24 protein-coding genes are annotated in these 24,547 nt (G+C 73.9%); 14 read left to right on the top strand and 10 right to left on the bottom strand.

All coding sequences use genetic code 11. The annotated features are described in order from the left end of the window. Positions 1 to 7: 7 nt before the first annotated feature. The 3 genes from LG634_RS09430 to LG634_RS09420 form a co-directional block, all read right to left on the bottom strand. On the bottom strand, positions 8 to 550 hold the full coding sequence (locus LG634_RS09430) for a Clp protease N-terminal domain-containing protein (protein WP_226733219.1): 543 nt from the start codon (positions 548 to 550) through the stop codon (positions 8 to 10). Next, positions 550 to 759: a helix-turn-helix domain-containing protein gene (locus LG634_RS09425; protein WP_030315760.1), complete on the bottom strand. Its 210-nt coding sequence runs from the start codon at positions 757 to 759 to the stop codon at positions 550 to 552. The genes LG634_RS09430 and LG634_RS09425 overlap by 1 nt, the downstream gene beginning before the upstream one ends. 92 nt (positions 760 to 851) lie before the next feature. Beyond that, positions 852 to 2,099, bottom strand: a complete 1,248-nt coding sequence (locus LG634_RS09420; protein WP_308072387.1) for a geranylgeranyl reductase family protein — start codon at positions 2,097 to 2,099, stop codon at positions 852 to 854. Positions 2,100 to 2,331: 232 nt separating this feature from the next. Between LG634_RS09420 and LG634_RS09415 the strand changes: the two genes are divergently transcribed. After that, on the top strand, positions 2,332 to 2,907 hold the full coding sequence (locus LG634_RS09415) for a hypothetical protein (protein ID WP_226733218.1): 576 nt from the start codon (positions 2,332 to 2,334) through the stop codon (positions 2,905 to 2,907). A gap of 366 nt (positions 2,908 to 3,273) precedes the next feature. Further along, positions 3,274 to 3,630 (top strand): hypothetical protein, encoded by a 357-nt coding sequence (locus tag LG634_RS09410; RefSeq protein ID WP_226733217.1) that lies wholly within the window; start codon positions 3,274 to 3,276, stop codon positions 3,628 to 3,630. Between the two features lie 12 nt (positions 3,631 to 3,642). On the opposite strand, the gene LG634_RS09405 is transcribed toward LG634_RS09410, so the two are convergent. Then, complete coding sequence (locus LG634_RS09405) at positions 3,643 to 4,575, bottom strand: ADP-ribosylglycohydrolase family protein (protein ID WP_226733216.1); 933 nt, start codon at positions 4,573 to 4,575, stop codon at positions 3,643 to 3,645. Positions 4,576 to 4,778: 203 nt separating this feature from the next. Between LG634_RS09405 and LG634_RS09400 the strand changes: the two genes are divergently transcribed. The 3 genes from LG634_RS09400 (at position 4,779) to LG634_RS09390 (ending at position 7,190) form a co-directional block, all read left to right on the top strand. After that, complete coding sequence (locus tag LG634_RS09400; RefSeq protein WP_226733215.1) at positions 4,779 to 5,357, top strand: sigma-70 family RNA polymerase sigma factor; 579 nt, start codon at positions 4,779 to 4,781, stop codon at positions 5,355 to 5,357. Continuing rightward, the gene (locus LG634_RS09395; RefSeq protein WP_226733214.1) at positions 5,354 to 6,082 is read left to right on the top strand and encodes a zf-HC2 domain-containing protein; all 729 of its coding nucleotides are present in this window, start codon (positions 5,354 to 5,356) and stop codon (positions 6,080 to 6,082) included. Before LG634_RS09400 ends, LG634_RS09395 begins: the two co-directional genes overlap by 4 nt. Positions 6,083 to 6,242: 160 nt before the next feature. After that, positions 6,243 to 7,190, top strand: coding sequence for an SCO0930 family lipoprotein (locus LG634_RS09390; RefSeq protein WP_226733213.1), 948 nt, complete (start codon positions 6,243 to 6,245; stop codon positions 7,188 to 7,190). Positions 7,191 to 7,202: 12 nt separating this feature from the next. Here the strand turns inward: LG634_RS09390 and LG634_RS09385 are convergent, their stop codons facing one another. The 3 genes from LG634_RS09385 to LG634_RS09375 form a co-directional block, all read right to left on the bottom strand. Beyond that, on the bottom strand, positions 7,203 to 8,180 hold the full coding sequence (locus tag LG634_RS09385; RefSeq protein WP_226733212.1) for a hypothetical protein: 978 nt from the start codon (positions 8,178 to 8,180) through the stop codon (positions 7,203 to 7,205). A gap of 245 nt (positions 8,181 to 8,425) precedes the next feature. Continuing rightward, positions 8,426 to 9,364 carry a helix-turn-helix domain-containing protein gene (locus tag LG634_RS09380; protein WP_226733211.1) on the bottom strand — a complete coding sequence of 313 codons (939 nt, stop codon included), beginning with the start codon at positions 9,362 to 9,364 and terminating at the stop codon, positions 8,426 to 8,428. Positions 9,365 to 9,553: 189 nt separating this feature from the next. Beyond that, positions 9,554 to 10,648: a peptidoglycan recognition protein family protein gene (locus tag LG634_RS09375; protein ID WP_226733210.1), complete on the bottom strand. Its 1,095-nt coding sequence runs from the start codon at positions 10,646 to 10,648 to the stop codon at positions 9,554 to 9,556. Positions 10,649 to 10,804: 156 nt separating this feature from the next. On the opposite strand from LG634_RS09375, the gene LG634_RS09370 reads away from it, so the two are divergent. From LG634_RS09370 to LG634_RS09360, 3 genes are all read left to right on the top strand, one after another. Continuing rightward, positions 10,805 to 11,215, top strand: a complete 411-nt coding sequence (locus tag LG634_RS09370) for a VOC family protein (RefSeq protein WP_226733209.1) — start codon at positions 10,805 to 10,807, stop codon at positions 11,213 to 11,215. 80 nt (positions 11,216 to 11,295) lie between these two features. Beyond that, entirely contained in the window at positions 11,296 to 11,709 is a 414-nt protein-coding gene (locus LG634_RS09365; RefSeq protein WP_226733208.1) for a VOC family protein, read from the top strand. A gap of 34 nt (positions 11,710 to 11,743) precedes the next feature. Next, a complete protein-coding gene (locus LG634_RS09360) occupies positions 11,744 to 12,196 on the top strand; it encodes a YdeI/OmpD-associated family protein (protein WP_226733207.1) in 453 nt (150 codons plus the stop codon). Here the strand turns inward: LG634_RS09360 and LG634_RS09355 are convergent. Next, entirely contained in the window at positions 12,189 to 13,835 is a 1,647-nt protein-coding gene (locus LG634_RS09355) for a transposase (RefSeq protein ID WP_226733206.1), read from the bottom strand. The two genes, LG634_RS09360 and LG634_RS09355, sit on opposite strands and share 8 nt — an antisense overlap. 393 nt (positions 13,836 to 14,228) lie before the next feature. Here LG634_RS09355 and LG634_RS09350 point away from each other — a divergent pair, with 393 nt between their 5' ends. The 5 genes from LG634_RS09350 to LG634_RS09330 all read left to right on the top strand — a co-directional run bounded on the left by LG634_RS09350 (position 14,229) and on the right by LG634_RS09330 (position 17,043). Beyond that, a complete protein-coding gene (locus LG634_RS09350) occupies positions 14,229 to 14,783 on the top strand; it encodes a hypothetical protein (RefSeq protein WP_226733205.1) in 555 nt (184 codons plus the stop codon). 148 nt (positions 14,784 to 14,931) lie between these two features. Further along, complete coding sequence (locus tag LG634_RS09345) at positions 14,932 to 16,044, top strand: GNAT family N-acetyltransferase (protein WP_226733204.1); 1,113 nt, start codon at positions 14,932 to 14,934, stop codon at positions 16,042 to 16,044. A gap of 74 nt (positions 16,045 to 16,118) precedes the next feature. Then, positions 16,119 to 16,505: a hypothetical protein gene (locus LG634_RS09340; protein ID WP_226733203.1), complete on the top strand. Its 387-nt coding sequence runs from the start codon at positions 16,119 to 16,121 to the stop codon at positions 16,503 to 16,505. Positions 16,506 to 16,590: 85 nt separating this feature from the next. Continuing rightward, the gene (locus tag LG634_RS09335; protein WP_226733202.1) at positions 16,591 to 16,863 is read left to right on the top strand and encodes a hypothetical protein; all 273 of its coding nucleotides are present in this window, start codon (positions 16,591 to 16,593) and stop codon (positions 16,861 to 16,863) included. Positions 16,864 to 16,884: 21 nt separating this feature from the next. Continuing rightward, positions 16,885 to 17,043, top strand: coding sequence for a hypothetical protein (locus LG634_RS09330; protein WP_226733201.1), 159 nt, complete (start codon positions 16,885 to 16,887; stop codon positions 17,041 to 17,043). A 13-nt stretch (positions 17,044 to 17,056) separates the two neighbouring features. Here LG634_RS09330 and LG634_RS09325 read toward each other — a convergent pair whose 3' ends face one another. After that, positions 17,057 to 18,124: a hypothetical protein gene (locus LG634_RS09325; protein ID WP_226733200.1), complete on the bottom strand. Its 1,068-nt coding sequence runs from the start codon at positions 18,122 to 18,124 to the stop codon at positions 17,057 to 17,059. Between the two features lie 153 nt (positions 18,125 to 18,277). Beyond that, a complete protein-coding gene (locus LG634_RS09320) occupies positions 18,278 to 20,860 on the bottom strand; it encodes an FG-GAP repeat domain-containing protein (protein ID WP_226733199.1) in 2,583 nt (860 codons plus the stop codon). Positions 20,861 to 21,120: 260 nt separating this feature from the next. Here LG634_RS09320 and LG634_RS09315 point away from each other — a divergent pair, with 260 nt between their 5' ends. After that, the gene (locus tag LG634_RS09315; RefSeq protein ID WP_226733198.1) at positions 21,121 to 24,462 is read left to right on the top strand and encodes a S8 family serine peptidase; all 3,342 of its coding nucleotides are present in this window, start codon (positions 21,121 to 21,123) and stop codon (positions 24,460 to 24,462) included. Positions 24,463 to 24,547: the final 85 nt, after the last annotated feature.

Genomic DNA, 24,547 nt, shown 5'->3' with positions numbered 1-24,547 from the left:
CGGCCCGTCACGCCGCCGCACCCTGGGAGACCGCCGAGTCCACCGCCGTGTACGTCACCCCGTGGTCGGCCAGGGTCTCCGACACCGGGCCGGCGGTGGTGGTCAGGGCGAGGAGGAGGTGTTCGTCGCCGATCTCGCGGTCCTTGCGGGCCAGGGCCATGCGCAGGGACTTCTCCAGGACGGCCTTGGCCTCCCGGGAGAAGGGCCGGCGACCACGGCTGCGGCGGACGCCGGCCAGCGCGCCCGCGCCGTGCGCCTCCTCCACCCGCGCCACGATCGCGCCGAGGTCGATGCCGAGCCCCGCGAGGGCCTCCGCATCCGCCCGGGACAGCCCCGCCTGCCGCCGGGCGCCGGCGAGGGCCGCCACCAGGGACGCCCGGCGGTCCGGCGGGCACAGCTCGCGCAGGGCCGCCGCGCCCCGGCCGTCCTGACGGTCGAGGAGGGCCAGCAGCAGGTGCTCCTCGGTCACCGCGGCCGCCCGGCCGCGCTCCGCGTGCTCGACGGCGCCCTTCACCACGGCCCGCGCGGACTTCGTGAATCGCTCGAACATCACTGCCTCCCGTACTTCTTGTGGACGGCCTGCCGGCTGACACCCAGTTCGGTCGCGATCTCCTGCCACGACCAGCCCTGGTTGCGCGCGCTGCGCACCTGTACGGCTTCCAGCTGTTCCAGCAGCCGCCGCAGGGCGGAGACGGCCCGCAGTCCGACCCGGGGGTCGCGGTCGCCCGCTCGTGCGGCGAGATCGGTCGCATCGGTCATGCTGTCAACTTACGTTGACGAGCCTCGCTCGTCAACCTTGGTTGACGAGCGAGGTTGTCCGCAGACCCGTGGCCCCCGCAGACCGCGTACCCCTACCGCCGCGGCCTCGGCACCAGCCGCATCAGCGTGTGCAGTACGGCGTCCAGTCCGTCCTGGGACGGCTCGTCCGCCACGTGGATCAGGAGCCGGGCCAGCGCGCGCAGCAGCCGCGGCGAGGCCATCACCCGCGGGTGCAGGACCGGACGGAAGCCGTACCGGGAGAACAGCAGGTCACCCGCGACGTTCCCCAGCCGGTAGTACCGGCCCCAGCGCCGCAGCAGCTCCACCGGGTACTGCTGCAACGCGTACTCCCGCCGCGGGCCCGCCGGCCGCGCCAGCGCCAGCGCGATCGTCTCCGCCGCCAGCTCGCCCGCCTCCAGCGCCTGCGCGATGCCCTCGCCGGACCACGGGCTGACCATGCCCGCGCTGTCACCGACCAGCAGCAGCCCCCGCCGGTACTGGGGCCGCCGGTTCAACCCCATCGGCAGCGGCGCACTCCGCAGCGGGGACTCGGCGTTCTCCTCCCGCAGCCCCCACTTCTCGGGCGTCCGCGCCAGCCACAGCTCCATCGTCTGCCGCAGGTCCACCGGCCGGCTCCGCCGCTGCTGAGGCAGCGCCCCCAGCCCCACGTTCACGCGCCCGTCGCCGAGCGGGAACACCCAGCCGTAGCCCGGCAGATCGCGCCCCGTGCCCGGACAGCGCAGATCGGCCCACAACTCCAGGTACGGGTCGTGCGTGCGTGCCTCGCTGCGGTAGTAGCGGCGGGCCGCGGCGGCCACCGGCCGGCCGGCGTCCCGCTCCAGCCCCAGCGCCAGCGCGGTCCGCGCCGAGGCCCCGTCCGCCGCGATGACCAGCGGCGCCCGGTGGACGACCGGCTCCCCGCCGGGGCCGTGGACGGCCGTCACCCCGGTGACGCGACCCGCGCCGTCCGTCATCGGACCGGTCACCTTCACCCCGGTCCGCAGCCGCGCCCCGGCCGCCCGGGCATGCGCGGCGAGCAGGTCGTCGAAGTCGTGCCGGGTACGCGTCAGCCCGAAGTCCGGCAGACTGCCCAGCCGCGGCCAGTCCAGCTCCACCTCGTTGCCGTCGCAGACCCACCGCATGCCCTTGTTGCGCACCCACCCCGGCGCGCCCACGTCGATGCCCATCCGCACCAACTGGTGCACGCTCCGCGGCGTCAGCCCGTCACCGCACACCTTCTCGCGCGGGAACCCGCCCTTCTCCAACAGCAGGACGTCCACCCCCGCCCGCGCCAGGTGCAGCGCCGCGGCCGACCCGGCCGGCCCGGCACCGACCACGATGACCTGCGCCTCCTCACCCCCACTGTCCTCCGGCTCCGAAGAGCCTCCGTCAGCGGCCCCGCCGCCTGCCCCGTCGCGTTCGGTGATCACGCCCGTACTTTCCCCGCCGCCGGGGGCCGGACACCTCAAATGTTGCTCAGAGCATCCGGCAACCCCGCCCGCAGTGATCGAAAACGGTTTACCTTCCTGCCACGCCCCTCCACAGCCGAGGGGCCCGACCGGGGGGTGGGGAATGGGCCGACGACTTCACGAGGCGCACCGCGGAGTCGGGTTGCCCCGCGGCGGCAGGTCGTACGGGCTGCTCGCCGCGGGTGTCGCGACGGCGGTGGCGGCGCTGGCGCTGACCGGTTGTACGCAGGACGGCGCGCCGGCGGAGAAACCGACCGCGAAGCCCGCAGGCAAGTCCGCCGGAAATCCCGCCGCACCGACCGCTTCGGCCGTTCAAACGCCCGGGACCCCCCGTCTGGAGGACCAAGTCCGCGACGCCCTGGGCGGACCCGGCGGGTCGGCGGACGACCCGTCGCTCGTGGCGATGGGATCGGAGCGGCTCGCCGACGGCGCCTACACCGTGACGCCCCTGGAGCAGGGTGCCTCGTACCGGCTCCAGGTCGTCTGCGTCGGTGGCGGGCCCGCCACCGTCACCGCGCAGGGCAACGGCCTGCCGCAGTTCTCCGCCCCCTGCGACGGAGGCTCCACGACCGGGCGCATCACCTCGGCCCCCGCCTCGTTCACACTGCACATCAAGCCCACCGGGCCCGCCCCCGGCACGCCCGGAATGATCGGCTGGCGGCTGACCCGGGTCCGATAGCCCCACCCTCCGGCGTGCCGACCTGGGGCGGGGAGCGCACTGTGGTGCCAGAGGCCCCTGCGACAGAGGGCGGACGCCATGGCGAAACAGTCCGGGGAGCAGTATCCGGGGTGGGAGGACAGGCCCTCGCGCCCGGCAGGCCCGACGGGCCCGCCACCGGGCCCGGGACGCACCGGCTCGTGGAGCGGGGGAGGGGTGCCCTCGAACGGTGGCCGCTCCGGCGGCGCACCGAAGCCCCCGCCCGGCAGCCTGCCCCCGCCCGGCAGCCCGCCCCCGCCCGGCAACTGGTCCGGCCCTCCGCCCCCGCCCCGTAAATCCCGCAGCTCCAACCGCACCTGCCTCGTCGTCTTCCTCGCCCTCGCCGGGGTGGCCGTACTGGCCCTGGTCGCCCTCGGGGCGCTGCTCGGAACCGTCGAGGACCCCAACCGGGACGGCCCGCAGGGCCCGGAAGGGGACGTACGGATCTCTGCCTGCGAGGTCGATGCCACCACGAAGTGGCCGCACGCCGAGCTCATCGTCACCAACCGCAGCAGCCGGCCCAGCGACTACCTCGTCAGCGTCGAGTTCCTCGACCCCGACGGCGTCCGCCTCAGCGAGGCCCATGCCGTCCTCACCCGCGTCGGACCCGACCAGGTGGCCCGCGAAACGGCGCAGACCCTCACCCAGGTCGACGTCCCCGTCACCTGCCGCCTCACGGACGTCACCCGCACGGCCTCCCTTTGACGGGGTCAGGGGTCAAGCTCCCGCCAGCCGCTCCGCCAGCCGCACCAGGTCCGCCGCGTCCAGCACCCGCCCCCCGAACCCGGGCAGCGGAACGTGCAGCTCCGGCAGCCAGCGCTCCGGAATCGCATCGGCCCCGTAGTACGCCCCCGCCAGGCCGCCGGTCACCGCGGCCACCGTGTCCGTGTCACCGCCCAGATCGACGGCCGCCCGGACCGCGTCCTCGAAGCTGTCGGTGGTGCGCAGCGCCCAGACGGCAGAGCCCAGACACGGCCACACGGCGCCGTTGAACTCGGTCGCCAGGCCGGGATGCCAGTCCGGCGCGAGGACCGTGGCGTACCGCTCCCGGTGCGCGGGGGCTACGGCGTCCAGGACGCCCGGGAGGGCGGCGAGCGGGTCGCCGTCCTCGAACATCACGCGGACCAGTTCGTGGTGGATCGCCGTCCCTTCCCAGGCCGCCCCGTCGCCATGGGTGAGCGCGGAGATCCGCCGCCCCGCCTCCATGGCCGCCTCCCTGCCGGCGGCGGCGAAGTACACCGCCGAGGTAGACGCCCGCATCAGGGCGCCGTTGCCCGCAGCCCGCCGGTTGACCCGGAAGTGCAGGGCGGCGGCGAGATCCCAGGCCGCGCCGTTCGTCAGCACGTCCTCGGTCTGCAGCCCGATGTCCTTCGGCTCCGCCGCCGCCCACCGCCGGAACCGCTCGAAGACGTCCGGCAGGTCGAGCCCGCCCCGCTCCAGCAGCGACTCCCCGACGAGCACCGCCATCTGCGTGTCGTCGGTGGCCTCCCCCGGCTCCCAGCCACCACCCCCGCACATCTCCCCGCCACCCCCGGCCACGGGAAACCGCGCCGAAAACGCCCCGGCGGCCCCGAACTCGAAAGGCGCTCCCAGCGCGTCCCCCACCGCTGCCCCGACTACCACCCCGACAGCCCGCCGCATCCGCTCCATCCCCGCAGGCTATCCGCGCCTCCGCGCACACGCGGACCCGTCGTGCCAACCCCGTTCGCCACCCCCGTCCTTGGTCTGTGGTGCAGGTCACGTGAACCGGGGCCGGCCGGGCCGCGTGTGAAGAGCAATGCAGGCGACATGGCGTCTGACCTCAGACGCCTGGAGCCGGACATCGGACATCGAACATCGGACGGAGCGTGGGGATGGCCGGACCACTGTGGCCCCGCAGCAGGCGGGGCTCGACGGACGAGGCATTGATCCGGGCGGTGTACGAGGAGCACGGCAACGCGCTGCTCGCGTACGCCACCCGGCTGACCGGTGACCGTGCCACCGCGGAGGACGTCGTACAGGAGGCCCTGATCCGGGCCTGGCGGCACGCGGACGCGCTGGTCAACGGCAAGGGATCGGTACGCGGCTGGCTGCTGACGGTCGTCCGCAACATCATCACCGACCGGTACCGCGCCAAGGCCGCCCGGCCCGCCGAGATCGCCGGTTCCCCGGCGACCCCGCCCGTCGCCGAGGACCACGCCGACGCCGTCGTCGACACCGTGACCGTGCTCGGCGCACTCGACCGGCTGTCCCCGGAACACCGCGACGTGCTCACCGAGCTGTACTACCGGGAACGCAGCGTCGCCGAGGCCGCCGACACCCTCGGCATCCCCGCCGGCACGGTGAAGTCCCGCTCGCACTACGCCCTGAAGGCGCTGCGTGAGACGTTCACAGAAGACCAACGGCCGGGCGCGCCCCGGCAGTCCGCCGGATTCAGGGAGGTGACCGCATGAACCGGCAGCAGCACGACGAGGAGGTGCTGATCGGCCCGTACGTCCTCGGCGTCCTCGACGACGACGAGGTCCGGCGCGTCGAAGCACACGTACGGGACTGCGGGGCGTGCCGACAGGAGGTGTCCGCCTTGCGGGAGATGGAAACGGCACTCGGCGAGGTGCCGCCGGAAGCGTTCCTCGACGGCCCGCCGCCCGGCGGCGACCTCCTCCTCCAGCGCACCCTGCGCCGGGTGCGCACCGAACGGGCCCGCGCCCTGGGCCGCCGCCGCACCCTCGCCGGGATCGCCGCGGCCGCCGCACTGGCCGGTGTGTTCTGGGCCGGTACGGCCGTCTCCGGCGGAGCGGATCCGGTCGCCCTGCCCCCCGTACCGCCCTCGCCCACAGCGACCCCGCCCGTGCCGCCCGGCACCAGGGTCGCCTCGGCCACCGACCCCGCCACCGGCGCCCGCATGACCGTCCGCGTCACCCCGGCCGCCCGCTGGGTCCGGGTGCACGCGGCCGTGGCCGGCCTGCCGCCGGGCGAACGCTGCACGCTCGTCGTCGTGGGCCGCGACGGCAGCCGCACCCCGGCCGGCAGCTGGGTCGTCGGCGAGGCACCGCCCACCGGCAAGGGCAAGGGCGTCTCCCTCGACGGCTCCGCCGCCGTCGACCCGTCCCGGGTGCAGGCGGTCGAGGTCGAGAACGACTCCGGCCGGCGCTTCGTGAGCGTCCCGCTGCCCGCCTGACGGCACCGCCCGCCCGGCGCACGAGCGCCGGGCGGGCGGCCCGGAAAAGAAATCCGGAAACCGTTGAACCCGCTCCCTCCGGGCGACGTGTTTCCAGTGCCCGACAGACAGCGACAGAGGCCCGCAGGGCCCAACGAACCATCTGAAGAGGGAAGTTGTCATGACGAACCTGCGTAATCTCACCCTCGGCACCGCCGCCGCGACCGCCCTGCTCCTCGGCGCCACGGCCTGCGGAACGGCCAAGACCGACTCCGACGCCGCCCAGGCCCCCGCCGGCGCAGCCGCCCCCGCCAAGGCCGGCGACGCCTACGGCAACAGCGACGCCTACGGCAACGGCGGCTCCGACGCCGCCGCCCCCGCCGACGCGGCCACCACCGCCTCCGGCCCCCTCACCACCCGCACCGACCCCGCCCTCGGCCGCATCGTGACCGACGCCAAGGGCTTCACCCTCTACCGCTTCGACAAGGACACCGCCAGGCCGAAGTCCCGCTCCGCCTGCGAAGGCGCCTGCGCCAAGGCCTGGCCGCCGGTCCCCGCGGCCGGCACCAAACCCGGCGGTGTGGACGCCGCCCGCGTCGGCACGGTCGAGCGGGCCGACGGCGCCGGGCAGCTGACCATCGCCGGCTGGCCGGTCTACCGCTTCGCCAAGGACACTGCCCCCGGCCAGACCAACGGGCAGGGCGTCGGCGGCACCTGGTTCGCCGTCACCCCCGAGGGCGGCAAGGCGGGCGCACCGCAGGAAGGCGCCGGCGGCCTGCCCGCCCTCTCCCTCGCCGACGACCCGGCTCTCGGCAGGATCGTGCGCGACGGGAAGGGCCGTACGCTCTACCGCTTCACCAAGGACACCGCCTGGCCGATGAAGTCGAACTGCACCGGCGCCTGCCTGGAGAAGTGGCGCCCCGCCCAGCCCGTGGACCTCGCGGACGTCGAAGGCGTCAATCCGAAGAAGCTGACCACCTACACCCGCCCGGACGGCACCAAGCAGCTCACCCTCGACTGCTGGCCCCTCTACTGGTTCACCGGCGACAAGGCCCCCGGCGACACCAACGGCCAGGGCGTCGGCGGCACCTGGTTCGCGGTGACGGCCGCCGGCAAGCTCGCCAAGTAGCGCCGCCGCCCGTCACGCCCCGGCGAGGACCTCCCCGGCCTTCCGCACGACGGCGTCGAGCGCGCGCCGGTCCGCCGCCAGCTCCTTCGCGTGCCGGGCGACGGACTCCCGCTGGATCGCCGCCTCCGCCGCGTGCCAGGTCTCGGCGACCTGGTGGGTGACCCGGCAGTCGAGGTCCGCGAGCGCCGTCCTGATCTCGGTCGCCGACGGCCCACCGGGGCGCGGACGGAACCGCGGATCGTCGTCCGCCGCCATCGGCACCCCGTACGTGAAGCCCTTCGTCCGCATGCAGGCGGACCAGCGGGCGAACACGGCCCGCACGGACGGCGCGTCCAGCGACTGCGGGTACGAGGAGTTGGCCAGCCGCTGGACCAGCGGGGAGACGCCCTGCGTGGGGCTGCCGAGCGCGCGCCGCGCCTCGCCCGTGCAGCCCCCGGCCGGCACCTTGCGGCCGTTCACGCGACCACGCCGGGCCTCGGGACCGGCCTCCGCCGGCAGCCCGGGCGGCGAACCGGTGCCGCTCAGCGCGACCCGGGCGTCGGCGGACAGCCTCGGCCGCTGCTCCGCCGCGCGCACGGCGGCGTCGTAGCGCGCCTGCTGCAGAGGGTCCACCTGGTAGCCGTACCGCGCGGCCAGGTCCCGGTCGTGGATGCCGTACCGCCGGTCGAGCTCGGTCCGGGGGCCGTCCGCCGGGAGCGCCGGCAGCGGCTTCCAGACGATGCCGAACCCGGCCAGGCACCGCCCGACCAGCGTCGTTTCGGCGCGGGCGATGGTACGGGCCTGCTCGGGCGTCGGCCGGTACGCCTGGAGGGGCAGAGTAAACGCCGAGGGATCCGCGCCGCGGGCCGGCACGGCGGGACCGTCGGCGTGCGGGGGCGTCAGCCCTGCCGGCCGCAGGCCGGAGCCGTCCACCGCCAGGACGACCGCGGCCAGCAGGGCCACGGCGAGCGTCACCACCGGCCCCGGGGTCCTGCGCCGGGCTGTGCTCATCGCGGAGTTCCTCGTACGGGGTGGTCCTCGTGCGGAATGCCCGGCGGCCGGGCCGGACCGGGTGCCGCACCGGAGGGCGGCGAGCCGAAACTAGCAATACGCCCGCCGCCCCGCACGGCCCGTCCGGCCACCCGTCCCGGCCCCTCCCGCCGCTCTCCGCGGGCGTTCCACCGGCTTCCCACGGGGTGTCCCACGGGTGTCCCGCACTCCGTCCCGTCCTGGTGGGACACCCCGGTCCTGCCGGGTCAGGGCTTGATGGCCCCCAGGGGGGAGCATTCCTGCTCCTTCTGGCTGGGGATCGACCCGCACACCGTGACGGTCGCCCAGGGCGCCTCCGGAGTGACCGCGAGCATCCGCGTGTACGTGTCGTGCTCCATCCGGATCGCGGCGTCGTCGGTCTGGTCGTGGATGTCCTTGATCATGACGCGGTCGCCGACGTTGCCGTTCTCGATCCGCCCCCACACCGCCTGGCACGCCTCGCTGTACCGCAGCTGGATGCGCATGCCGCGCAGCCAGGTCTCCCGTACCGTCACGGCGTCCCACTGGCAGTCGTGTGCCGCGGGTTCGCGGCGCAGACAGGTGTCGCTGCGGCAGCTGACCTTCACCGGCTTGCTCGGCCGCGGATCCGCGTGCTCCGCACCGGTGGTCGCACCGGCGGTGGGCGTACCCGCGTCGGCCGGTTCGATGACGAACATGGTCAGCAGGCTGCCCAGCAGCGCCCCCGCCACGATCGCGGCGGCGGTCCGCAGTGTGCCGGCCCAGCGGAAACCGGCGGCGGGCGCACCGGCACTCGCCGGCTGCTGCTGCTCGGGCGCCTGCTCGGGTTCCGGCTCGGCTGCCGTGACGACGGCCGTGGCGGCAGCCGGTGCTGGAGCCGGCGCTGGAGCCTGTACGGTCCCCGCGTCGGCCGTCGGCCGGGTCTCCGCGGCAGGTGCGACGGACGCCGGAGCCCCCGCCGCCCGTCCGGCCACCGTCGCAACGGCCCCGTCCTCCGACGAGACCGCATCCAGCAGGGCGAGCAGGCCCTCCGGCGGCACCCCCGCAGCCGCCGCGAACTGCTCGACCGCCACCCGCGTCGGCACCTGCTTCCCGTTCAGGAAGCGCTCCCACGAGGACCTGCTGTAGTGCGTCTTGTCGGCGAGCCGGTTGTAGCTCAGCTGAGAAGCGTCCTTGATCCGGCGCATCTCGGCGAAAAGGTCTCTGCCTCCCGCCCCGCTGCCCCCCAGGTCCGACTGTCCCCCAGTCATATGGATGAGACCCCCATCTCATGCGTGTACCCGCCATCTGCGGGAACGGCAGCACAAGTATGAGCCACGCAATGGCGTGAGCATGCAGACGCCCCGCAAGGGCCCGGCCCCGGCCGGGAGCCGCCGTCAGACAAGCAGCCGGCTCCACGTCCGGGCGTCCACGACCCCGTCCTGCGGCAGCGAACGGGCCGCCTGGAAGCCGACCACCCGGTCCCGGGTGCCGGGCCCGAACACGCCGTCCGCCGAGGTCGGGAACCCGTACGCGGACAGCCTGCTCTGCACGGCCTTCACGGCTTCCCCGACCGCGCCCTCGGCGAGCGGCGCGCACAGCTGGTTCCACGTCTGCCCGCCGGCCACCCCGTCCACGCCGGCGCCGATCAGCTTCTGGAAGGCGCGTACGGCCTCTTCCGTGGCGGGGCCGAACGCACCGTCCGGAGTGAGAACCGCACCCCGCTGCACGAGCAGGCACTGCAGCACCCGGACCCGCTCGCCCACCTCGCCCCTGCGCACCAGCGGCCACTGCGGAGCGGTCGGGTCCCCGCCGGTCACGGCCGCCACGTCGGCGCGCAGCTGGGGCAGCAGCGCGTACAGGCGGTCGCCCGGGCACTGGGTGCTGTTGAAGTCCCGGTGCCCGTATATCTGGTACGGCCTGATGCCGTACTGGCGGCAGATGTGGGCGCACAGCGCCACCAGGGCGGCGTACTGCTCGGCCGGCGGCACCTCGCTGGTGTAGGTGCCCTCGTTCTCGATGCCGATGGCCACGGTGTTCTGCCCCGAGCAGTGCGCGCCCTCGACCATCCGGTCGCCGTCGCGCAGCGCCGCCAGGCTCTCGTGCCGGCCCTCGGTGACGAACGCACCGCGGCTGAGCGTGAAGTGCTGGCCGGTGTCGATCCAGCCGCCCGTGTCCATCTGGTACGTCTGCATCGCGCGGGCCAGCGCGACGGCCCGGTTCTGTCCGAACTCGGCGAGGTTGGCGGTGGCCGTGTGGTGCACGATGATCCGCTGCGGCCGCGCCGCCAGCACCTTCACCGGCGACTTGGGCGGCCGCGCCCCCCACTCCTCGCACCCCAGCACCGAGGGCCCGGCGGCCGCGGACCCGTCCGCCGCGGCACTGCCCGCGGACAGGACGACGGCGGGCAGCCCCGCCGTGAGGGACAGCGCACCGCCGAGCAGAGTACGTCGGCGCAGCGCGGCAGCGGATCGAACCGCAGGCGTGGTCATGTCAATCCCGTTCATGTGGTCGGTCAACAGTGATGTTGGAAGGGGGGATACGAGGAGTATGCGGGCATCGGACCCCGGGAAAGGGGCGGAAACCGTCCCGTGCCGTCCCACGGGACACGCGGGACGGGGCGCGTCCCGGCAACTAGCCTGCGCAGCATGGACATCACCATCCACACGACTTCACTTCCGCACGACGACCCGGACGCGTCGCTCGCCTTCTACCGCGACGTCCTCGGCTTCGAGGTCCGCAGCGACGTCGGCCAGGGCCGGATGCGCTGGATCACGGTCGGCCCGGCCGGACAGCCGGGCACGTCGATCCTCCTGGCGCCGGCCGCCGCCGATCCCGGCATCACCGAGGACGAGCGCCGCACGATCACCGAGATGATGGCCAAGGGCACCTTCGGCTGGATCCTGCTGGCCACCCCCGACCTCGACGCCGTGTTCGAGAAGGTGCAGGCCGGCGACGCCGAGATCGTCCAGGAACCGACCGACCAGCCGTACGGCATCCGCGACTGCGCCTTCCGCGACCCCGCGGGCAACCTGGTCCGCATCCAGCAGCTGCGCTGACCGGTCAGGAATCGAGAAGCCCCGTCCGCCACGCGGCGCATAGCGTGAGGTCCATCGAAACCGCAGCGCAAGGAGCAGTCATGAAGGCGCACGTCAGCTCGATCCTCCTCGGTGTCCGCGACATGGACCGGGCCAAGGAGTTCTACACCGAGGGACTCGGCTGGAAGATCAAGAACGACTACGGCATCTCCGTGTTCTTCGACTCGGACGGCGCCTCCCCCGTCGGCTTCTACGCCCGCGAGGGCCTGGCCCGTCAGGTCGGCACGGACCCGGCCGGCAGCGGCTTCAGCGGACTGGTCCTGACCTACGTCGTCCGCAGCGAGGCACGCGTCGAGGAGGTCATGGCGGAGGCCCGGAAGGCCGGTGCCACGATCCTCAATCCCGCCGGTGCCCTGCCGTGGGGCGGGTACGGCGGCACCTTCGCCGACCCGGACGGCTACGTCTGGAGCGTCGGCTACAGCGCCCAGGGAAGCGACCAGCCCTACGCCGAGTGACCGGGCCCGACCACAGGAGCACAGGAGGAAGACCATGAAGTTCTCGGCCCAGGTCGAGCCGCCCGAGCCCATGCGGGGCCTGGAAGTCCCGCCCGAGGTGGTGGCGGCGCTCGGCGGCGGCGCGCGGCCGCCGGTGACCATCACGGTCAACGGGCATTCCTGGCAGAGCCGCATCGCCATCCTCCGCGGCCGCCACCTGCTCGGCCTCAGCAACGCCAACCGGCAGGCCGCGGGCGTCGAGATCGGCGAACAGGTCGAGGTCGACGTGGAGCTCGACACCGAGCCCCGCGTCGTCGTCGAACCCCCGGACTTCGCCCGCGCCCTCGACGACGACCCCGCCGCCCGCGCCGCGTACGACGGCCTCTCCCACAGCCGCAAGCGCGAGCACGTCCACGCCATCGAGAGCGCCAAGCGGCCCGACACCCGCCTGCGGCGCATCGAGAAGGCCATCACCACCCTGCGGGGCTGGACCGTTCCAACTAAGTGAGCAGGAGTGGGTTTTGGGCCCATGCCTGGTCACTGCGGGCATCCCGAACGGTTTTGGATGTCCGGCTGGTTGCCCGCGTTCCGGTGTTCTCCGTTCGGGCGCGTGCATCGTGTGCACGTTCCGTGACGGGTGGGCGGGTTCCCTCACGCCCTCGGGTGTCCGGTCCGGCCTGGACGGTCCGATACCCGCGACGATCGCTCTGGTCGTCGCGGGGCGGTGTCGTCCGTCGCCGGATCGGATAGCCGAGGGCGCGTCGCCCGATCGCGATGCCGGCGGCGTCGTGTCGGGAGATGGTGCGGTGGGGGCTGGTGAGCGGTTTGCGCCAGTGCTCATCGCCCCACAGGGAGGTGTAGGCCGGGTCCACGGCCACGATCGACAGGCCCGTCTCGGCGGCCATCGACACGAGCCGGGCCTTGAGCTTGCCGGTGGGGATGCCGGAGACAAGTTGCCGGAACCGTTTGCGGCGTCCGTGGTTCTCGCGGGTCTTGTCCGCCGTGAAGTCGAGGTTCTCCATGGCGATCGCGGTGACGCCGCTGCGCTTGGCCCAGTGCAGGAGTCGGGTGATGGCGTGGCGGACCTGGGCGTCACGGTGATCCGCGGTCCCGGTCAGGTCGTAGGGGAAGCGGCGGGGGTTACCGACGGGGTTGCCGTGCGGGTCGAGGCGGTAGGCGGCGAAGTGGTCGGCGTTGCTGTCCACCCCGACCATGCCGGCCGCGCGGACGGCGTCGAGCGGGACCGTCTTGACCACGGGCTTCTGCCACGAGGCGGTCAGGTACCACCGCACGCGCTCGACGTCGTAGTGGATGCGGTAGGCGACAGCCCGGTTGCCTTCGATGCGGTCGGCCCACTCGGCGCCGCGGTGCGCGAACGCCACCTTCGAGGCCAGCAGAAACCGGCCATGCCCGGCGTTCGCCAGGTGCGCGAGCGGGGCGGGCAGCCTGATCGACACCTCGCCGTCCGGTGTGACGCGGATGGTCTCGTTGCCGTACCGCTTCCCGGACTCGCCGTCAGCGGCCAGGAACCACCGCTCGGCCTCCCACCGCTGGCGCCACTGCTCCTCGGTGAGCTGGGCCGCGGTGAGGTTGTGGCGGGTGTTCAGCAGCCGCCGGCCACCACGCACCACGCGCACGACACCGGCCTCACGCTCCGCACGGGTCACCTCGAGGCGGTGCTCCAGCACGGCCAGCCGCCGGGACTTGTGAAACCACTCCCGCTTGGAGCGATAACCGCCCGGGGCACGCTTGGTGCCCTTCTCCCCGAGAGGCTGGGACAGCCGGTGCATCAGCATCCGGACACCGGCCTCCAGACCGTGGATGTGCGCGAGCTGACACCGCCGCGACAGCGCCCACTGATCGTGCGACGCCTTCGTGATCGACCCGGCCCAGCGGGACGACGACTCCGCTGTCAGCTCCTGCTTGCGGACCGCCCACGTGTCCTTGGTGTGCTCCAGGCCCTGCGCGCACCGCATCGCCAGGTCCCGGGAGGCGAGCCGTCCCAGATGCTCACCCACGGCACGGAGAACCTGCTCGTCGGCCGGGGGAAGTCCCTTGAGACGGGTCCGTACCGCGACACCCGAAGGGCCCAGCGCAACGAACGGCGCGTCGATCACACGCAGTTGCCGTCTTGTGTTCTCCCGCACCGCTCGCCCCCTTACCTGATCAACACTCCGAACCTACCGGCACCCACCGACAACCACCCCCGCCGAGCCCCGGCACCACCATCAGAAGACTCACTCAGAAACCCTCACACTTGCTGCTCACTCAACCCGCAGCAGTTCACCACCCCTGCACGCCCCGCAGGGAGCCGGCCCCCTCCCACCCCGGTCCCCGCCTCCCGACACCCCCCGTTGGGGGCTGTGCTAGCGCGAAGGTTCGGATTGGCGGGTCCTCGGATTCCGCCGCGCGGGGGCGGTGGGGTCGCCGAGGATGGGGGAGTCATGACGACGCGCGTCCGTTTGTGTTCGTTGCCTTCCCTTCCCCGTTCGACCGCGGGGTCCGGAGGAGGAGCGGCGCGGGCTGCCGCGTTTGCAGTGGTGGCGACCGCGCTGGCGGCCGTCGGGAACCGGCTGGTGTTCGGCGGCACCCTGTCGGCGACCGCGTGCCTGGTCGCCGTGCTCGCCCTGTTCGCCGTGGCACTGCCGCGCGCCGGGCGGCCCCGGTCGCTGAGCACCGGCCTGAGCGCCATGGTCCTCGCCCAGGCGGCCACCTGCTGGTGGCTCGGGCACCTCGGCGACGCCCCGACCCCCTCCGTGGCCCTCGCCCACGACGGGCCGTGGGGCGTGTCGTACGCCGCGCTGACCCTCGTCGTCGGCTGGACCCTGCACGCCGCCGAGATCTCCTGCACATGGGTGGGGACCGCGGTCCACGACCGGCTCGGCGACCTCGCCGTACGGCTGCGCTCCCTGTTCGTCCCGTGGCCGACGTCGTACGGCCCGCAGAGCCCTCGGCCCCCCGTCGGCCGCCAGCGCCGGGACGCGGGCCCCTCGCCGTACGAACTCCTCCTGGCCGACGCGGTGGTGCGCCGCGGCCCGCCCACCCGACCCACCGGCCCGCGCCTCCCCGAGGCCCCGGCCGCCGTCGGGCCCTAGGGCCTGTCCGACCCTCCCGCCGTCACCCCCCCGCCGGGCCCGTCCGCCGATCACGGACGGACGACCGGGAGAGGACGGCGCCCCGCCCGCGCGCCCGCCCCGGCTGCACGCCGCGCGCCGCGGGCCATTCGAGCATCCAGGAGCCACCGTGACCGTACAACGCATCGACGTGACGCACCCCGCCGACCTGAGCGCGGCGGACGTCGCCCGGTGGGGCGAGCTGCGGGACCGCACGGCACCCGTGGCCAACCCCTTCATGAGCCCGGAGTTCTGCCGGGCCGTCGGCAGCGTCCGGCCCGGCGCCCGGGTCGCGGTGGTGCGCCAGAACGGCGAACCGGCCGGCTTCTTCCCCTTCGAACGCGGCCGCTGGGGCCGCGGCCGCGCCATCGGCCTCGGCGTGTCCGACTGCCAGGGCGCCGTCATGCGCCCCGGCGTGACCCTGGACCCCCACGCCCTGCTGCGCGCCAGTGCGCTGTCCGTCTGGGAGTTCAACCACCTGGAGGGCGGGCAGGACCTGTTCCTCCCCTTCGCCACCGGCCGGTTCGCCTCACCCGTCGTCGAACTCGCCGACGGCTATGCCGCGTACGAGACCCGGCTGCGGGCGGGATCCCGTACGTTCCTCAAGTCGGCCCGTGCTCAGGAGCGCCGCCTCGCCCGGGAGGTCGGGCCGCTCCGCTTCGTCTTCGACGACCGGAACCCGGCGGTCCTGCACACGCTCATGGCGTGGAAGTCCGCCCAGTACCGGCGCACGGGACGGCGCGACCGGTTCGCGCAGGAGTGGATCAGCGGCCTCGTGCGCACCCTCGCCGGCACGGACGCGCCCGGCTGCGCGGGCCTGCTGTCGGTGCTGTACGCCGGCGAGCGGCCCGTCGCCGCACACTTCGGCCTGCGCTCGCGCACCGTCCTGTCCTACTGGTTCCCCGCGTACGACCGGGACTTCGCCACCTTCTCGCCGGGCCGGCTGCTCGTCCTCCGCGTGATCGCCGCGGCGGCCGACGCCGGCATCGTCCTGCTCGACCTCGGCCGCGGCGACGCCCCGTACAAGGACTCCCTGAAGACCGGCGACCTGACCGTCCACGAAGGCGCGGTCGTCCTGCGCGCCCGCCCCGGCGCGGCCCTCCACTGGCTCAGCCGCGAACCGTCCGGTGCCGTCCGCCGCTTCGTCCGCGAACGCCCCCGCCTCAAGACGGCCGCCGTACGCACCCTCCACTCGGTCGGCAGGATCCGCGACCGTGACCGCGACCGCGACCGTGACCGCTGACACGGCGGGCAGCCCGCAGAGTCGGAAGTGTGACGATCCGACTATCCTGGCCGGAATCGACGAGGGGGCCCGTGGTGACATCCGCATCCGCAACGCCATCGGACGGCACCTGGTTCGTCCTCATAGAGCAGGACGACGAGGTGGCCTACGCCGACGGTCACGACATCTTCCGCTGGCAGCTCGCCGCCGAGCACGAGGCGCGGGACGAGGCACACGCCCGCGAGTGGGCGAAGGACCTCCTCCAGACCCACCTGCCCACCCGCCGCCACGCGCCCGCGGACCGACCGCACACCCGCCGGATCTACCAGTCCTCGGAGAACGTCTGGCTGGTCGTCATCCAGGAGAGCTGGCGGACCCAGCACTTCCGCCTCTCCGTGGCCCGGCTCGTCGGCAGGAGCAAGGTCGCTGCGCCCCCCGAACCCGCACAGCCGGAGAAGCGCCGCCGCAGACTCTTCGGCTGAGCGGGGCGGCTGCGGTCAGTCGCGCGCCCCACCCCCGTGGTAGCTTCCGGCGACATCACAGGGCGCAGGACGGGCGGGCAGGCACGTGGACAAGGAGCTGCGGCTCGCTGCCGTGGAGGCCCTCGGCAGGCTCGGGCGGAGTGACGACTACCGGGACCGGGCCGCCGCCGGTCAAGGCCTGGCAGGTCTCGCCGAGGAACCGGAGGCCTTCGGACTGCTGCTCGACCTCATGCTCGACTCCGGCGACACGTACGTCACCAGGGTGACCGCGCAGGCCCTGCTCCGGCGCATGGACCGGTCCGGACTGGCGGCAGTCGCGTCCGCGCTGGCGGACGGCTACCCGCGGCACGGCGACTGAATCCACACCGCGGTCTCCGACGTGTTCGGCATCTTCGCCACGGACCTGGCCACAGCCGTGGGCCTCTGTGAGGAGATGGCGCAAGGTCCCGACGACCGCCTTGCCCGCGGGGCCCGCGCCCTGCTGGAGCACCTCGTCGAAATCGACCCCGTCCTGCACCCCGCACCGCCGTCCTCGTAGCCGGCTGGCGCCCCTACCGCGCCCCCGGCAGCACGATCCCGTGCGCATTGGCCGTGGCCCCCGGGCGGAGGGTCCACGGGACGGGGGAGGTGCTCGTCAGCCAGCCGTCGGCCAGGAGCTCGCCCACGATCAGGCTGCGCACCCGCCTGCGTGCCTTCCAGCGCAACCCGGCGCACAGCTGTCCGTACGACGGCCCGTGCCCGTGCTCCGCACGGAACTCGATCGTGAACCGGGCCGCCTGCTCGCCGCGGTCGGGGTGCTTCTCCTGCCACGCGGCGTACTTGTCCAGCACGGACCGCGGCGACGGCAGCGCGGGCTGCCGGAACGTGAAGGCCGTCGCCACCCGGACGAACGGCAGCGAGCACAGCGCGCAGGTCTCGACGACCTCGGCGTGCCGCCGCAGACCGGGGCGGGCCGCGGCCTTCCACTCCTCCCAGTCGCCCGGCGTGACCTCCGGCGGAACCGGGCGCGCCGACTTCTCGGGCTCGGTCACGTCGTCCGGGCCGGGGAGCAGGCCGGACAGGTGCTGCACCTTCTCGTCGAGGAGGTACCGATCGCCGTCGAGTTCCGCCAGGAACATCCGCTCCAGCAGCTCCGGCAGCGCCGCCCGCCCGGCCTCCGGAAGGTCCGTGGGCACAGTGCCGTCGAGCCGGGGCGAACTGTGCGCGGCGAGGTACAGCGCCGCGAGCCGTGCCGCCGGCCCGGCCTTGCGCAACGGCTTGGAGGCCAGCGTCCGGATGATCCACCCCGACACCCGGGAACGCTTCCCCTTGCCGAACGGCAGCGGATGGTCCGGCCCGAAGACCAGCGCCGGCACCGTGACCGGCCTCGGGATCTCCGGTGGCCCGTCGACCAGTTCACCGGGAACGCCCCACCCCAGTTCGTCCAGTGCGGCGACCGCCTCCCCGGGATCCGTCAGCCGCAGCGACCGCAGGTCCTGGCCCGACACGTTCCCCGCGCCACCCCGTGCCGACCGGATCGCCACGACCACCGCCAGCAACTGCGCATCCGGCGAAGCCAGGGGCAGCGCAGCCACGTACGACAGCAACTGGCGCGCGGCCGCGCCCTGCGTGGTCGTCATGAGGAACGAAAGCTGAGGAGCCGAAGTGGCGACAGTCGTTTGCACATCCACCACAACGATCCGAGGGCCGGATCCGTTACGCCCTTCGGTGACGCCGTCCGACGCGGACCGGCCGGTTCCCGCGCCCCGGGAACCGGCCGGCCGCTCCTCGTACTAGTGGATGCCCGCGTACGCCTGCCAGCCGATGGCGATCTTCACGCGCTTGTCGAGGGTCCCGCGGCCCGTGCCGCTGTAGCGCCACAGGCCGCCGGAGCGGTCGCGGGCGATCAGGTCGGCGCGGCCGTCGCCGGTCAGGTCGCCCACGCCCACGACGGCGTTGTACGACGCGCCCCACTCGCGCGCGACCAGGCCGCGGGCGCCGAACTTGCCGGCCCCCGTGCCGTAGCTGCGCCACAGGTTGTCGAGCTGGTCCTGGAGGAGCAGGTCACCGATGCCGTCACCGTTGAGGTCACCGGCACCGACGATCTTCTTGTACGACTTGAAGCCGGTGCCCAGCGAGACCCGCGGAGCCAGCGCACCCGTCTTGGTGGTGGTGTAGAGGTACAGCGCACCGGACTTCGGATCGCGGGCGACCAGATCGGGGCGGCCGTCCTTGGTGACGTCGCCGGGCGAGGTGAGGACGTCGTAGATGGTCCAGCCCTTGCCCAGGACCTTGTACGGGCCGGCCGGCTTGAGCGCCGTCCCGCAGGCGGGCGTGTACGCGCGCATCTCGCCGGTGGCGAGCCGCACCAGGGTGTCGTTGCAGCGGTCGCCGTTCATGTCGCCCATCGGGACCGGACGGAAGCCCTTCGACCAGCCCGTCGTGGTGACGCTGCCGCTGAAGTTGCCGGCACCTGTGGACCCGTACGCGGTGCGCAGGCCGGTGGCGGTGGTCTGGAGCAGGTCGCCCAGCCCGTCCGGACGGCCCGCGCGGCTGCCGAAGTCCCGCGGAGCCGGGGCGCCGCCGGTGACCGTGACCTTGCCCGAGCCCAGGGTGACCGGCGCCGGGGCGTTGACGGCGGTGGCCTTGAGGGTCCAGGTCAGAGGGCCGTTCACGGGCAGTGCGCCGGTCTGCGTACGGCCCTTCCAGGCCGGGGCGGCCTTCTCGGTCGGGCCGGTCCCGGCCAGATTCGCGACGGTCCTGCCCGCGGAGTCGGTGAGGACCACGGACCAGGCGGACACCGGCCGGGTGAGGTTCCAGACCGGCGCCCACACGGTGTTCGAGCCGGTGCTCCCGGCCAGCGGCACGGTCGCGGGCACGGTCGACGAGCCGATCCCGAGCGGGACCTCGGCGGTGGCCCGGGCGGAGATCAGGGAGCTGAACTCCTCGCGCTGGTTGATGTTGGCGAGCAGGGTGGCCGAGCCGTACGGGCCCGCCGAGACCACGCCGCGCAGCCGGAAGCCCGTGGTACCGGGGATCACCTCGCCGGCCCCGGTCCACTGGTCGTCGGAGGAGGTGCGGGCGGAGTGCCGCAGGTGCCAGCCCTTCTCGCTGCTCACCCACTCCGACCACATCACGCGCACGGTGCCGTCGGGGCCGATGGCCGCTTCGGGGGCCCAGGGGTCCGATGCGTTGTCGGACAGCTGCTGCTTCTGCCAGGTGCCGTCGGCCGTACGGAGCGTACTGCCGAAGTAGACGTACTTCGTGCCGCCGCCGACGCGGTCCTGGACCTCCGGCCAGACGACGGTCACGTCGCCGTCGCCGGCGATGAGCGGCTCCGGCGAGGCCGCCTGGGCCTTCGAGGTGCCGGGCGTCTTGGCCGGAGCGCCCCAGCCCGCGGCCGCGGAGGGCCGTACGGCGATGTTCACGGACTCCAGCGCGGAGCTGTCGTCCGCGCTCTTCGTCCAGCTCAGGGCCATCATGCCGGTCGGGCCCGAGGCGATCCGGGGAGCGCTGAGGCTGCGGGACTGCGGGGTGTGGGCGACCGGGGTCCCCCAGGCTGCGCCGGGGGCGGTGCGGGTGACGGTCTCGACGGCCGAGATGGTGTCGTTGATGCGGCCGCTGTCGCCCTTCACGGTGGTGCGCAGGAAGGCGACCACGGCCGTGCCCTGCGGGTCCACGGCCACGTCGGCGCCGCTGACGAAGCCGCCGCCGACGGCCGAGGAGGCCACGGTGGCGGGCTTGGACCAGGTGCCGTCCGCGGTGCGGTCGGCGGCGTTGACCTTCCACACGTCGGCGTCGGTGGGGCGGGAGGTCCAGACGGCGGTGGCCGTGCCGCGCGGGCCCGCGGCGAGCTCCACGGTGCCGACGTACTCGTCGGCCGGGAGGTCGAGCAGGGTCGCCGGCTGCGACCAGGTGCCCTGGGAGAGGGTGGCGGACTTCAGGAGCGAGGCCATGGGCGGCGAGTCCGTGCCCTGGTCGGAGGGGTACTCGGGCCAGATCGCGGTGACCCGGCCGTCGGTGTCCGGGACCAGCTTGAACGATTCGTCACCGCGGCTGGTGGGGACGGTCGCGAGCTTGGTCGACGGGCCCCAGTGGTCGGTGCCGGCCGGCCGCACGGCCACGCGGATTTCCATGCCCATGCCCGACATGACGTACCAGCCGGCGACCGCACTGCCGTCGGCGGCCGTGGTCACGCGCAGGTCGCCGAAGTCGCCCGTGGGGCCGACCTTGAGCGGCTCCTGCCACGGCGGCAGCGGAGCGGCCACGGCCGTTCCCGCGGCGAGCAGGGGTGTGACGGCCCCGCCGGACACGACGAGTGCGGCGGTGGCCACGGCGGCGGCCAGGCTGCGTTGCGAACGGGCGCGCTTGCCCATGGAGTTGATCCCTTCCCCGTCGAGCGTGTTGCTCGCATCTGATCAATTGCCGATCAGGGGTTTGACACCGCAGGCCGGCCAAGGGTTGTACGGGACGGCGAAGATTTCATGATCGACACCCCTGTGTCCGTGCGCTCCCGGGCGTACGTGACAATGCGTCAACGACGAAGATCGTCGGACCAGTTCATCTTCATCCTGCACGGCCGCGCGAAGCGTGCCCGGGTGCAGGACAGGTACGGGGGAGTACACGGGTGGGACCCATGTCGAGAGCGGGGGCGGCCGTCGTGGCCGCCGCCGTGGCCGGAACGCTGCTGGCGGGCACGCCCGCCGGTGCGGCACCGGAGCAGCGGACCGCCGCCGGAGCACCGGCGCAGCAGGGCCGCACGGCGACCGTCACGCTGATCACCGGCGACCGCGTGACCGTCGCCGCGGACGGCACGGTGGTACGGCTGGTCCGCGGCCAGGGCCGCAAGGGGACGCCGATCGCGATCCGGCGCGAGGCCGGGCACACGCACGTCATTCCGCTGGACGCGCAGCGCCTCGTCGACCAAGGGGTGCTGGACCGGGCACTGTTCGACGTCACCCGGCTGATCGCCGACGGCTACGACGACGCCCGGCACGGCTCGGTGCCGCTGATCGTCGGATACCGCAAGGGCACCGGCCGGGCCGAGGGCATGACCGCCGGCCCCGACCGCTTCGAAGGCCTGGCCCGGCAGCGCCGCGCCCTGCCGGCCGTAGCCGGCGAGGCGTTCAGCACGCCGAAGCACGATGCCGGTCGCCTCTGGTCGGCCGTCACCGCAGGAACCGGCACGGGGACGGGCACCGGCTCGGGCGCCGCCCGCACGCCCGCCGCCTTCGCCACCGCCGCCCCCGAGATCAGCCGCGTCTGGCTCGACGCGAAGGTGTGGCCGTCGCTGGACGTCAGCGTTCCGCAGATCGGTACGAAGGCCGCCTGGCAGGCCGGTTTCACCGGCAAGGGCGTCAAGGTCGCGGTCCTCGACACCGGTGTCGACCAGACCCACCCGGACCTCAAGGGCACGGAGGTCGTGGAGAAGAACTTCACCGACTCGCCCGACACGAAGGACCGGCACGGCCACGGCACCCACGTGGCGTCCATCCTGGCCGGCTCCGGCGCCCGGTCCGCGGGCCGCCTCAAGGGAGTCGCCCCCGGCGTCCGGATCATCGACGCCAAGGTGCTCGGCGACAAGGGCCCCGGCACCACGTCCGGCATCGTCGCCGGCATGCAGTGGGCCGTCGACCAGGGCGCCACCGTCGTCAACATGAGCCTGGGCGCGCCGGACGGGCCGGGCGAGGACGCGAAGGAGGCCGCGATCGCGCGCCTCTCCGCCAAGGCCCTCTTCGTCGTCGGCGCGGGCAACGAGGGCGAGCAGGGCGAGGGGAGCATCACCTCGCCGGGCTCCGCCCCGGCCGCCCTGACCGTCGCCAGCTCGGACAAGAAGGGCGTACGCGCGGCCAACAGCAGCATCGGCCCGACGGCCTCCGGAGCGGCGAAGCCGGACATCAGCGCCACCGGCGTGGCCATCATGGCCGCCGCCTCCACCTCCCTGGCCGCGCCGCCGGCCAGCGGCTACACCAGCAAGAGCGGCACCTCGATGGCCACCCCGCACGTGGCGGGCGCGGCCGCCCTCCTCAAGCAGCAGCACCCCACCTGGACCGGCGCCCGCCTCAAGGCCGTCCTGACCGGCTCGGCCTCGGCGGCCTCGGAGGTGCACCCGTACCGGCTCGGCTCCGGCCGGGTCGACATCGCGCGGGCCGTCAAGGCCACCGTGGTCCCCGAGTCCGGCACCGTGGACTTCGGCACCACCCTGTACCCGCACGCGGACGACGCCCCGGTCACCCGGACCGTGACCTACCGCAACCTCGGCACGGCCCCGGTCACCCTCAGCCTCGGCACCGCGGCCGCCGACCCGGCGGGCAGGCCCGCCCCGTCCGGCATGTTCACCGTCAAGGACACCAAGCTGACGGTGCCCGCCGGAGGCACCGCCTCCACCAAGGTCACCGCGAACACCCGCCTCGGCTCCCTCGACGGCGCGTACGGCGGCTCCGTGGTCGCGACCGGCGGCGGCCAGGCCGTGCGCACGGCCTTCGTGGTCTACCGCGAAGGGCCGGGCTACAACCTGACGGTCAAGCACATCGGCCTGGACGGCGCCCCCACGAAGGGCTACAACACCAGCGTCGTCGTCCTCTCCGACATGTCGCGCCGCCCGCTGGCCAATGCCGGCAGCGCCTCCGCCACCGTGCGCCTGCCGCGCGGCAGGTACATGCTGGAGAGCACGATCAGCGGCTCCAAGTACGCCCACTTCGTCCAGCCGACCGTGAACCTCAACGCCAACACCACGATCGTCGTGGACGCGCGCAAGGCCAAGCCGTTCAAGGTCACCGCCCCGGATCCGGCCGTCCGGCTGACCGACGCCGTCATCGGCTACCAGGACCACCTGGGCATGATCTCGAACTCCTGGTCCGTCGGCGACGCCTCCCGGCTGCTCACCGCCCACCTCGGCCCGGAGACCCCGACCTTCCGGACGCACTTCGGCGGCGTGTGGCAGGTCCCCGGCAAGGAGGGCCGCAGCGCCGAGTACCGGATGTTCTTCCCGCAGTCCGGCCGCTACTTCACCGGCCTGACCCGCGCCGTCGCGGCGAAGGACCTCGCCGAGGTGAACTTCGGCCTGGCCGCCTCCGTACCCGGACTGACGGCGACCGTCTCCGCCCGCCCGGAGGCCGCCGACGACGGCTGGAGCGCCGACTACCAGCTGGGGACCGAGTACGCCCTGCCCGCCACGGCCCGCCAGTACGTCACCACCGCCGGCCAGCGCTGGACATGGCGCGTGAGCCAGCTCTCCCCGGACCTCACCGAGCGCCTGAGCCACACCCTGGGCCCGGAGACGTACGCACCCGGCAGCCGGCACGCCACCACGGTCGGCGGCGCCGTCGTCGGCCCCGACCTCAGCGCCCAGGGCGGCACCGGCGCCCGCCGTACGTACGACACCATCGAGGTGTCGGTGCCGATGTTCGCCGACGGCGCCGGACACCGCAGCCGGCCCGTCGTGGCCGGCGGCTTCACCCGGCTGACCAGCGGCAGCACCCTGATCGCGGAGGGGAAGCCGGGTGTGCTCGGCGCCGTGGTCCCGGCCGGGAAGGCGCCGTACACCCTGACCATGGAGGCCACGCGGGTCGCCCAGGACACGGCCACCAGCACCAAGGTCGCCGTCACCTGGACCTTCACCTCGGCCCGCCCGGCCGGTGACGCCGCCCAGCCGCTGCCGCTGTCCACCGTCCGGCTGGCCCCGGCCGTCCCGCTGAACGGCGCCGTGAAGACGGGCACGGCCCTGACCGTCCCCCTCGTCCTCAGCGGCCCGGCCGCCACGCCCGGCAACCTGGCCGCCCTCACGGTGAAGGCCACCTTCGACAACGGCCGGACCTGGGTGAACCTCCCGGTCGCCACCGACGCGAAGGGCGCCCGCTCCGTCAGCGTCACCGGCCCGGCCGGCGCGAAGGCCGTGTCCTTCACGGTCTCCCTGAAGGACAAGTCCGGCAACACCACCACCGAAACCCTCACCAACGCCTACCGCCTGACCCCCTGACCACGCCCCCGACACCACACACCCGACGCCCCGGCCGGATCATCCGGCCGGGGCGTCGGGCGTTTCGCCGAGCCTGATCGGTCCG

This window comes from Streptomyces bambusae (assembly GCF_020532645.1).
Taxonomy (GTDB): domain Bacteria; phylum Actinomycetota; class Actinomycetes; order Streptomycetales; family Streptomycetaceae; genus Streptomyces; species Streptomyces bambusae.
This window is presented reverse-complemented; position numbering and strand designations above follow the sequence as displayed.

What these genes read in the sequence shown, in the direction of transcription:
- LG634_RS09430 (WP_226733219.1), bottom strand. Translation starts at nt 550, where the DNA reads ATGTTCGAGCGATTCACGAAGTCCGCGCGGGCCGTGGTGAAGGGCGCC.
- LG634_RS09425 (WP_030315760.1), bottom strand. Translation starts at nt 759, where the DNA reads ATGACCGATGCGACCGATCTCGCCGCACGAGCGGGCGACCGCGACCCC.
- LG634_RS09415 (WP_226733218.1), top strand. Translation starts at nt 2,332, where the DNA reads ATGGGCCGACGACTTCACGAGGCGCACCGCGGAGTCGGGTTGCCCCGC.
- LG634_RS09405 (WP_226733216.1), bottom strand. Translation starts at nt 4,575, where the DNA reads ATGGAGCGGATGCGGCGGGCTGTCGGGGTGGTAGTCGGGGCAGCGGTG.
- LG634_RS09400 (WP_226733215.1), top strand. Translation starts at nt 4,779, where the DNA reads ATGGCCGGACCACTGTGGCCCCGCAGCAGGCGGGGCTCGACGGACGAG.
- LG634_RS09395 (WP_226733214.1), top strand. Translation starts at nt 5,354, where the DNA reads ATGAACCGGCAGCAGCACGACGAGGAGGTGCTGATCGGCCCGTACGTC.
- LG634_RS09390 (WP_226733213.1), top strand. Translation starts at nt 6,243, where the DNA reads ATGACGAACCTGCGTAATCTCACCCTCGGCACCGCCGCCGCGACCGCC.
- LG634_RS09385 (WP_226733212.1), bottom strand. Translation starts at nt 8,180, where the DNA reads ATGAGCACAGCCCGGCGCAGGACCCCGGGGCCGGTGGTGACGCTCGCC.
- LG634_RS09380 (WP_226733211.1), bottom strand. Translation starts at nt 9,364, where the DNA reads ATGCGCCGGATCAAGGACGCTTCTCAGCTGAGCTACAACCGGCTCGCC.
- LG634_RS09375 (WP_226733210.1), bottom strand. Translation starts at nt 10,648, where the DNA reads ATGACCACGCCTGCGGTTCGATCCGCTGCCGCGCTGCGCCGACGTACT.
- LG634_RS09370 (WP_226733209.1), top strand. Translation starts at nt 10,805, where the DNA reads ATGGACATCACCATCCACACGACTTCACTTCCGCACGACGACCCGGAC.
- LG634_RS09365 (WP_226733208.1), top strand. Translation starts at nt 11,296, where the DNA reads ATGAAGGCGCACGTCAGCTCGATCCTCCTCGGTGTCCGCGACATGGAC.
- LG634_RS09360 (WP_226733207.1), top strand. Translation starts at nt 11,744, where the DNA reads ATGAAGTTCTCGGCCCAGGTCGAGCCGCCCGAGCCCATGCGGGGCCTG.
- LG634_RS09325 (WP_226733200.1), bottom strand. Translation starts at nt 18,124, where the DNA reads ATGACGACCACGCAGGGCGCGGCCGCGCGCCAGTTGCTGTCGTACGTG.
- LG634_RS09320 (WP_226733199.1), bottom strand. Translation starts at nt 20,860, where the DNA reads ATGGGCAAGCGCGCCCGTTCGCAACGCAGCCTGGCCGCCGCCGTGGCC.
- LG634_RS09315 (WP_226733198.1), top strand. Translation starts at nt 21,121, where the DNA reads ATGTCGAGAGCGGGGGCGGCCGTCGTGGCCGCCGCCGTGGCCGGAACG.